The following is a 9,287-nucleotide window of genomic DNA, read 5'->3' on the forward strand; positions in this document are numbered from 1 at the left end:
ACAAAAAAACTGGATAATGTGAATAACTAAGACAAACTAGCACACAGTCTGTCCACATGTGGATAGGCTGTGTTTACGTTGAATTCACACACTTATCCACATATCAACAGGCCCTACTACTTCTGTTACTATTTTTAAATAAATTATTAGTATATGATTCAGTCCATAAAATTATGTGCAAATTGGAGGAATAAATCATGAAATTTGTTATTCAAAGGGACTATCTTGTGCAAAGCGTCCAAGATGTCATGAAAGCAGTAACGTCAAGAACAACGATTCCCATTCTTACGGGAATTAAAATCATCGCTACGGAAGATGGCGTAACATTAACAGGTAGTGATTCAGATATTTCAATTGAATCTTTTATTCCGAATGAGGAGGAAGGTTCAGAAATTGTAGAGATCATGGAAACTGGAGGAATTGTTCTTCAAGCTAAGTTCTTTAGTGAAATCGTTAAGAAATTACCTAAAGATACAGTGGAAATTGAAGTTCAAAATCATTTCCAAACGGTTATTCGTTCGGGACAAGCGGAATTTAATTTAAACGGTTTAGATCCGGAAGAGTACCCACATCTTCCTCAGATTGAAGAAGGAAACGGGATTAAAGTTTCAACTGATCTTCTAAAAACGATGATCAGACAAACCGTATTTGCAGTGTCCACCTCAGAAACACGCCCCATCTTGACAGGTGTAAACTGTCAGATTGAAAACGGGGAACTGAGCTGTATTGCAACAGATAGTCACAGACTTGCGATGAGAAAAGCACCGATTGAAACAAATCATGATGCTTCTTACAATATTGTCATTCCAGGGAAAAGCTTAAACGAGCTGAATAAAATTCTTGATGATACAGAAGAGCCTGTTGAAATCGTGATCACAGAAAATCAAGTACTGTTCAAAGCGAAACACCTATTATTCTTCTCAAGATTATTAGAAGGTAATTATCCTGACACTAGTCGATTGATTCCTTCTGATACCAAGACAGAACTAACACTGAATACGAAAGAATTTTTACAAGCGATAGACCGTGCGTCTTTACTTGCAAGAGAGGGAAGAAATAACGTCGTGAAGCTTTCCACTCTTGATGGCGGGATGATAGAGATCTCATCTAACACACCTGAAATCGGGAAAGTCATCGAGCAAGTACAAAGTCAATCCATTGAAGGAGAGGAATTGAAAATCTCCTTTAGTGCGAAATATATGATGGACGCGTTAAAAGCCATTGAAGGAACAGAAATCTATGTGAATTTCACCGGAGCTATGAGACCGTTCGTACTGAAACCACTTCATGATGATTCAATCCTTCAATTGATCCTTCCAGTAAGAACGTATTAACGAATAGACAAGAGCCGATGCCTTCACAAGGGGTATTGGCTCTTTTTCTACACTTTATCTGGTAATTGAAGGAATTCCTCTCGTCTGTTCAATGAAAAATCCAATGATGACAAGGACAAATTGCTCTACGAGTCCTTGCTGATTTTTCGTTAGTTGTGACTTAACTCCATTTAGAGTAAAATAAGATATTAGAGACTTTATACGGAAAGTAGTGATTTTAGTGGCGAAAGAGATCACCATTGAAACGGAAATCATCACATTGGGACAATTCCTGAAGCTTGCTGAAGTAATTCAGTCCGGCGGGATGGCGAAATGGTTCTTAAGTGAATATGAGGTATACATAAATGGCGAACAAGACCAAAGAAGAGGCAGAAAACTCACAATTGGTGACACAATTGAAATTCCGGAAGTAGGAGTATTTGTGGTTGCTGGAGAATAATAAAGGGTGTTATTTCCATGTACATTGAACAATTAGAATTAAGAAACTATCGAAATTACGAATCAATCGACGTGAGTTTCGAAAATAAGGTGAACGTAATTCTTGGAGAGAATGCTCAAGGAAAGACCAATATTATGGAGTCTATCTATGTACTGGCAATGGCTAAATCCCACCGGACCTCAAATGATAAAGATTTAATCCGTTGGGACGAGGAATATGCTAAAATAAAAGGTAGGATTCAGAAATATAATGGTGCGTTACCATTGGAGCTTGTCCTGTCGAAAAAGGGAAAAAAAGCGAAAAGTAATCACCTTGAACAATCGAAACTAAGTCAATATGTCGGCAATATGAATGTTGTCATGTTTGCGCCTGAAGATCTCCATTTAGTTAAAGGGAGCCCTCAAGTAAGGCGTCGTTTTATTGATATGGAAATCGGTCAGGTTTCTCCTGTTTATTTACATGATATCAGCCTTTATCAGAAAATATTACAGCAACGGAACCATTATCTGAAACAATTGCAAACGAGAAAACAAAAAGACCAGACCATGCTGGATGTCTTGACGGAACAGTTCATTGAGATGGCTGTAAAAATTACGAAAAAGCGCTTTGAGTTCGTTCAACTGTTAGAAAGTTGGGCAAAACCGATCCATTCCGGGATATCAAGGAACTTAGAAACCTTGGAAATCGTATATAAACCGTCTTTGGATGTATCAGATAATCAAGAATGGTCAAAAATGGTAGATATATATGAGCAGAAATTTGATGGTATCCGCGAGCGGGAAATTGATCGCGGTGTGACCCTGGTCGGGCCGCATCGGGACGATCTTCAATTTATTGTGAATGGAAGGGATGTTCAAACATTCGGATCGCAGGGGCAGCAACGGACAACAGCCCTCTCTGTGAAGCTTGCAGAAATCGAGCTGATTCACTCTGAAATTAAAGAATACCCCATCTTACTTCTGGATGATGTCTTATCTGAATTAGATGATTATCGTCAGTCCCACTTATTAAATACCATTCAGGGGAAAGTTCAAACCTTTGTCACCACGACAAACGTGGATGGTATTGATCATCAAACCTTAAACGAGGCGACTACGTTCGAAGTGGAAGCCGGATCAATGAAAAGATTGAAATGAGGTGTTACCTTGTACATACATGTTGGAGAAGATGTCATGGTACGTACAGATGAAATCATCGCAATTATTGATCGAGACACCGTTCAATTTTCAGAGGAAATTCAACATTTTCTAAAAACGAAAGATAATAACCTTTGCAACCTAGCAAAGGGTTCATATAAATCTCTTGTTATCACGACGAATCAGTTGTATCTCTCACCACTGGCATCAAGTACGTTGAAGAAGCGATCAAAGAAATACTCAAACTACGAGAATTTATTATAGAAATATAAAGCCCTGAAGGTTAGAAAGTGTAGGTGAATCAGTATGGCTATGGAACAAAAACAAGGTCAATCCTATGATGAAAATCAGATTCAGGTTTTAGAAGGATTAGAGGCCGTTCGGAAAAGACCAGGTATGTATATTGGATCAACAAGCGGAAGAGGATTGCACCACTTGGTGTGGGAGATTGTTGATAACAGTATCGATGAAGCGTTAGCCGGTTACTGTAATGAAATCGAAGTCATCATCGAAGAGGATAACAGTATTACTGTTACAGATAATGGACGTGGTATCCCTGTCGGTATTCACGAAAAAATGGGACGTCCTGCCGTTGAAGTAATCATGACGGTCCTTCACGCGGGTGGTAAGTTCGGAGGCGGCGGATATAAAGTATCCGGAGGTCTTCACGGGGTTGGGGCATCAGTTGTAAATGCTCTTTCCACAGAACTTGAAGTCCATGTTCATCGTGATGGAAACATCTATTATCAAAAATTCGAAAAAGGTGTTCCAAGCTTTGATCTTAAGGTGATTGGAGAAACGGATAAAACGGGAACGATCATTCACTTCACTCCAGATCCTGAAATCTTTACTGAAACGACGGAATACGATTATGACACACTTGCAAACCGTATTCGTGAATTGGCGTTCTTAAACAGAGGGATCCAGATCAGTATTGAAGATAAGCGCGGAGAAGGGAAAAGAAGGGACTACCATTATGAAGGTGGAATCAAGTCCTACGTTGAGCACCTTAACCGTTCGAAGGAAGTCATTCATGAAGAACCGATCTACATTGAGGGTGAGAAAGATGATATCACCGTTGAAATCGCCCTTCAATACAATGACGGATTCGCAAGCAATCTTTATTCCTTCGCCAATAACATCCATACTCATGAAGGCGGGACCCATGAGTCCGGATTCAAAACGGCTCTAACAAGGGTCATTAACGACTATGCCCGAAAAAATAATGTGTTTAAAGAGAGCGATGCGAATCTTTCAGGGGAAGATGTTCGTGAAGGATTAACAGCGATTATCTCGATTAAACATCCTGATCCCCAATTCGAAGGTCAGACAAAAACAAAGCTCGGTAACTCAGAAGCAAGAACGATTACAGATTCCCTTTTCTCAGAGCATTTAGAAACGTTCTTACTTGAAAACCCGGTTGTCGCACGAAAAGTCGTGGAAAAAGGACTAATGGCTGCACGTGCCCGTCTGGCTGCGAAAAAAGCAAGGGAGCTTACCCGTCGTAAGAGTGCCCTGGAAATTTCGAGCTTACCTGGTAAACTGGCAGACTGTTCTTCTAAAGACCCGAGCATCAGTGAAATCTACGTGGTTGAGGGTGACTCAGCCGGCGGATCTGCTAAACAAGGCCGGGATCGTCACTTCCAAGCCATCCTCCCTCTGCGTGGTAAAATCATCAACGTAGAAAAGGCACGTTTGGATAAAATCCTCTCAAACAACGAGGTCCGTGCGATCATTACAGCTCTCGGGACAGGGATTGGCGAAGACTTCAATCTGGCTAAAGCGAGATACCATAAAATCGTGATCATGACCGATGCAGATGTCGATGGCGCCCATATTCGCACGCTATTATTGACGTTCTTCTATCGCTACATGAGAAATATCATTGAAGCAGGATACATCTACATCGCTCAACCTCCTTTGTACAAAATTCAACAAGGGAAGAAAATCGAGTATGCCTACAATGATAAAGAACTGGATCGCATCCTTGCAGAAATCTCCCCGACACCTAAACCTGGAATCCAGCGTTACAAGGGTCTTGGAGAAATGAATCCTGAGCAGCTTTGGGAAACGACGATGGATCCTGAATCAAGAACCCTGCTGCAAGTAAGTCTTCAAGATGCGATTGAGGCTGACGAAACCTTTGATATCCTGATGGGTGACAAAGTAGAGCCGAGACGTAACTTCATCGAAGAAAACGCAGCTTACGTTAAGAATTTGGATATCTAAAATAAAATAAACAGGATAGACATGCGTGCTATCCTGTCTTTTACATAGCGGACAAGGTAAAGAATGAGAAAGGTATAAATCTTTCTTTAAAAGGAGGTCCCTTTTACTATGGCAGAAACACCGAGATCGAATGTTAAAGAGATTAATATAAGTAGTGAAATGCGCTCGTCTTTCCTGGATTATGCGATGAGTGTTATCGTTTCCCGTGCACTACCGGATGCCCGTGACGGTCTGAAACCTGTACATCGTCGTATTTTGTATGCGATGAATGACCTGGGGATGACTGCTGATAAAGCATACAAGAAATCAGCCCGTATCGTCGGTGAAGTAATCGGTAAGTATCACCCCCATGGTGACTCTGCTGTTTATGACACGATGGTGCGTATGGCACAGGATTTTAACTATCGCTACATGCTTGTAGACGGTCATGGTAACTTTGGTTCTGTTGATGGAGACGCAGCTGCGGCCATGCGTTACACAGAAGCACGTATGTCCAAGATCTCTATGGAACTCATTCGTGATATTAATAAAGATACAATTGATTATAAAGATAACTATGATGGTACCGAGAGAGAGCCGGAAGTATTACCTGCCCGTTTCCCTAACCTGTTAGTGAACGGTTCTTCAGGTATCGCTGTAGGGATGGCTACGAATATTCCACCTCATAATCTTGGAGAGGTCATTGATGGAATCCTTGCGTTAAGTAAAGATCCTGATATTACGATTCAAGAGCTGATGGAATTCATCTACGGACCTGACTTCCCAACTGCTGGATTAATTGTAGGAAGAAGCGGGATCCGTCGCGCCTATGAAACAGGTAAAGGTTCCATCACGATGCGTGCCCGTGTGGAGATTGAACAAAAAAGCAACGGGAAAGAAACGATTATCGTTCATCAAATTCCTTATCAAGTTAATAAAGCGAGGCTGATCGAGAAAATTGCCGATCTTGTTCGTGATAAGAAGATTGATGGCATTACAGATTTACGTGATGAATCAGACCGTAATGGTATGCGTATCGTAATTGAAGTAAGAAAAGATGCGAATGCGAACGTTTTGCTTAATAATCTATATAAGCAAACGGCACTTCAAACAAGCTTCGGTATTAACCTTCTGGCTCTCGTTGATGGGCAGCCTAAGGTATTGAATTTAAAAGAGTGTCTATATCATTACTTACAGCATCAACGTGTGGTCATTCGTCGTAGAACGGAATTCGAACTACGTAAAGCAGAAGCAAGGGCTCATATCTTAGAAGGCTTACGAATCGCCTTAGATCATATTGATGAAATTATCGCCCTTATTCGCGGATCTCAAACAACAGAACTTGCGAAACAAGGTTTGATGGAGAACTTCTCCCTTTCTGACAAGCAGGCTCAAGCGATCCTGGATATGCGACTTCAACGTTTAACCGGATTAGAACGGGAAAAAATTGAAGACGAGTATCAAGAACTAGTGAAGCAGATTGCAGAATTGAAAGCGATCCTGGCAGATGATGAAAAAGTTCTTGAAATCATCCGTGAAGAGCTTATCGAAATCAAAGAACGCTTCAATGATGAAAGAAGATCAGAAATCGTAGCGGGTGGAATTGAGAATATTGAAGATGAAGACTTAATTCCAAGAGAAAACATTGTCGTCTCCCTTACTCATAACGGATACATCAAGCGCCTGCCTGTCTCAACCTACCGCAGTCAAAAGCGAGGAGGAAGAGGGATCCAGGGAATGGGTACCAATGATGAAGACTTCGTTGAACACTTACTGACAACGTCAACCCATGATACGATTCTATTCTTTACAAACAAAGGAAAAGCATACCGCGCGAAAGGATATGAAATTCCTGAATTCAGCCGTACTGCTAAAGGACTTCCGATCATCAACCTCCTTGGGGTAGAAAAAGATGAGTGGATCAACGCCATGATTCGAGTGGAAGAATTCGTGGACGACTGGTACTTATTCTTTACAACCAAGCAGGGTATCTCAAAACGTACGCCGGTATCTGATTTCGCCAATATCCGTACGAACGGCCTCATCGCCATTAACCTTCGAGAAAACGATGAGCTTATTTCCGTCAAACTTACCGATGGAGAGAAAGATATGATCATCGGAACGAAAAAAGGTATGCTCATTCGTTTCCCTGAAACGGATGTTCGTTCAATGGGAAGAACAGCTACCGGGGTAAAAGGAATTAACCTAAGTGATGATGACATTGTTGTTGGAATGGAGATCCTGGAAGAGAAGAGCGATGTCTTAGTTGTAACCGTAAATGGTTACGGTAAACGTACTCCTGCCAGTGAATATAGAGTTCAAACACGTGGTGGTAAAGGATTAAAAACATGTAATGTGACGGAACGGAATGGAGAGCTTGTCTCTGTTAAAGCTGTTACGGGTGAAGAAGACTTAATGATTATCACAGCACATGGTGTCCTTATCCGTATGGACGTGAATGATATTTCCACTACAGGTCGTAACACTCAAGGAGTCAAGCTGATCCGTCTTCAAGAAAGCGAATTTGTTTCAACAGTTGCCAAAGTTGAAAAAGAAGATGAAGAAGAAACGGAAGCACCAGTTGAAACTGCTGAGGGAATTGAACAACCGGATAGCGAAGACCAAACATCCACTGAAGATGTAAGTGATGATACAGAAGAATAAATAAACGGATAAGCTATTTCCAGTAATGAAACTTTCATTCTGGAAATAGCTTATTTTTTTGAAATAAATATCTATAAGCTGTCAAATTTGGTAAAATAAACTATAAAAATAAGGTTTGATGTGAGGTGTCGATAGTTGAAGGTACATCGCGGAGAGGTACAATTGGGATCCATTGTAGCAGAAGATGTTATGGGAATGGCAGCGAGTCCTATCATTCCAAAGAATACAGTACTTGAAGAAGAGCATTTGAAAATCCTTCAAGCGTTTCATATAACTGAGCTCATAATAGAGAATGCAAAAGCGAATGGACGCCCACTCAGGACTTCACCCTCTAGTAATATGGAAATAGAACAAAAGGAAAAGGGGATGAATGAGCCAGTCGGTTTCTTTGACCTCTATTTAAAGACTATCAGGGAATATAAGAAAGAATTCATGAACTGGCAATCAGGGATTGCTGTGAATGTTGCAAGAGTGAGAGAATTAATACTCCCGGTTATTCAAATGGTAGAACGTAACCATACATATGTGCACTCTCTCCATCAATATTCAACGGAAAAAGATTATATTTATCATCATGCCATTTCAGTGGGGATCATTAGTGCCCTCCTAGGTAAGAAGTTAGGTTTGAATTCAGGTCAGGTGAACCAGCTGGCTTTAGCGGGTGCCCTGGCAGACTGTGGCATGGCCAAGGTAAGTCCCCACATATTAACGAAAGAACAACCTTTATCAGAGAGTGAATTTAAAGAAATAAAGCTTCACACAGCCAACGGATACAGGATGGTTAAAGATACGCCATTATTAAAAACAGAGACAAAACTGGCGATTTTCCAACATCATGAACGATTTGACGGTACCGGCTACCCGGCATACGAGAAAAATGATCGTATTCATCTTTACTCCCAGGTTGTAGGAATCGCCGATGTTTTTCATGCCATGTCTTCAGAAAGAACATATAGAAGCAAGCAGCCGGTATTCAAGGTACTGGATATGATCAGTGGGGATTTATTCGGTAAATTTGATATCAAAGTGGTCAATAGTCTTCTTCAACTACTGGGAGACCTAAGAACGGGTACCTCAGTAAGACTCTCCACCGGCCAGTACGGAGAAGTCATGTACACCAAGCCTGGTGCTTTTACTAAGCCCATCGTAAAAATAAACAAAACGGAAGATCTTTTAGACCTGTCTCAGCAAAAAGAGATTTATATTTCAGAAGTTCTTGTTTAGAAATTTTTATAAGTGGTGTTTAAAGAATCCTATATTAACAAGTTAAATGAACGTATTAAGTAAGCCATGGAGTGGTAAACCAATCTATGGTTTATTTATTTAGATTTACCTCTTGCAAACATGTCCAATAGTATGTATAATATTATTTGTTGTCCGAAAGGCATTACATAAATGTTTCAGAAAAAACTTTTCTAAAATAGTAAAAAAACCTTGACGATAATAACGATAAATGATATATTATAAAGGTCGCTTCAAACGGAGCACTTACACATTGAACCTTGA

7 protein-coding genes are annotated in these 9,287 nt (G+C 40.6%); all 7 read left to right on the plus strand.

The window, feature by feature from the left end; genetic code table 11:
- Positions 1 to 197: 197 nt before the first annotated feature.
- The gene (gene dnaN / locus TV75_RS18480; protein ID WP_044340279.1) at positions 198 to 1,334 is read left to right on the plus strand and encodes a DNA polymerase III subunit beta; all 1,137 of its coding nucleotides are present in this window, start codon (positions 198 to 200) and stop codon (positions 1,332 to 1,334) included.
- 220 nt (positions 1,335 to 1,554) lie between these two features.
- Positions 1,555 to 1,773 carry a S4 domain-containing protein YaaA gene (gene yaaA / locus TV75_RS18485; RefSeq protein WP_044340280.1) on the plus strand — a complete coding sequence of 73 codons (219 nt, stop codon included), beginning with the start codon at positions 1,555 to 1,557 and terminating at the stop codon, positions 1,771 to 1,773.
- A gap of 17 nt (positions 1,774 to 1,790) precedes the next feature.
- Positions 1,791 to 2,909: a DNA replication/repair protein RecF gene (gene recF, locus TV75_RS18490; RefSeq protein WP_044340281.1), complete on the plus strand. Its 1,119-nt coding sequence runs from the start codon at positions 1,791 to 1,793 to the stop codon at positions 2,907 to 2,909.
- A gap of 9 nt (positions 2,910 to 2,918) precedes the next feature.
- Positions 2,919 to 3,173 carry an extracellular matrix regulator RemB gene (gene remB / locus TV75_RS18495; RefSeq protein WP_044340282.1) on the plus strand — a complete coding sequence of 85 codons (255 nt, stop codon included), beginning with the start codon at positions 2,919 to 2,921 and terminating at the stop codon, positions 3,171 to 3,173.
- 48 nt (positions 3,174 to 3,221) lie between these two features.
- Positions 3,222 to 5,138 carry a DNA topoisomerase (ATP-hydrolyzing) subunit B gene (gyrB, locus tag TV75_RS18500; protein WP_044340293.1) on the plus strand — a complete coding sequence of 639 codons (1,917 nt, stop codon included), beginning with the start codon at positions 3,222 to 3,224 and terminating at the stop codon, positions 5,136 to 5,138.
- Between the two features lie 108 nt (positions 5,139 to 5,246).
- A complete protein-coding gene (gene gyrA, locus TV75_RS18505) occupies positions 5,247 to 7,781 on the plus strand; it encodes a DNA gyrase subunit A (RefSeq protein WP_044340283.1) in 2,535 nt (844 codons plus the stop codon).
- A gap of 135 nt (positions 7,782 to 7,916) precedes the next feature.
- The gene (locus TV75_RS18510; RefSeq protein ID WP_052504617.1) at positions 7,917 to 9,005 is read left to right on the plus strand and encodes an HD-GYP domain-containing protein; all 1,089 of its coding nucleotides are present in this window, start codon (positions 7,917 to 7,919) and stop codon (positions 9,003 to 9,005) included.
- Positions 9,006 to 9,287: the final 282 nt, after the last annotated feature.

The organism is Rossellomorea aquimaris, assembly GCF_000935355.1.
GTDB lineage: Bacteria > Bacillota > Bacilli > Bacillales > Bacillaceae_B > Rossellomorea > Rossellomorea aquimaris_B.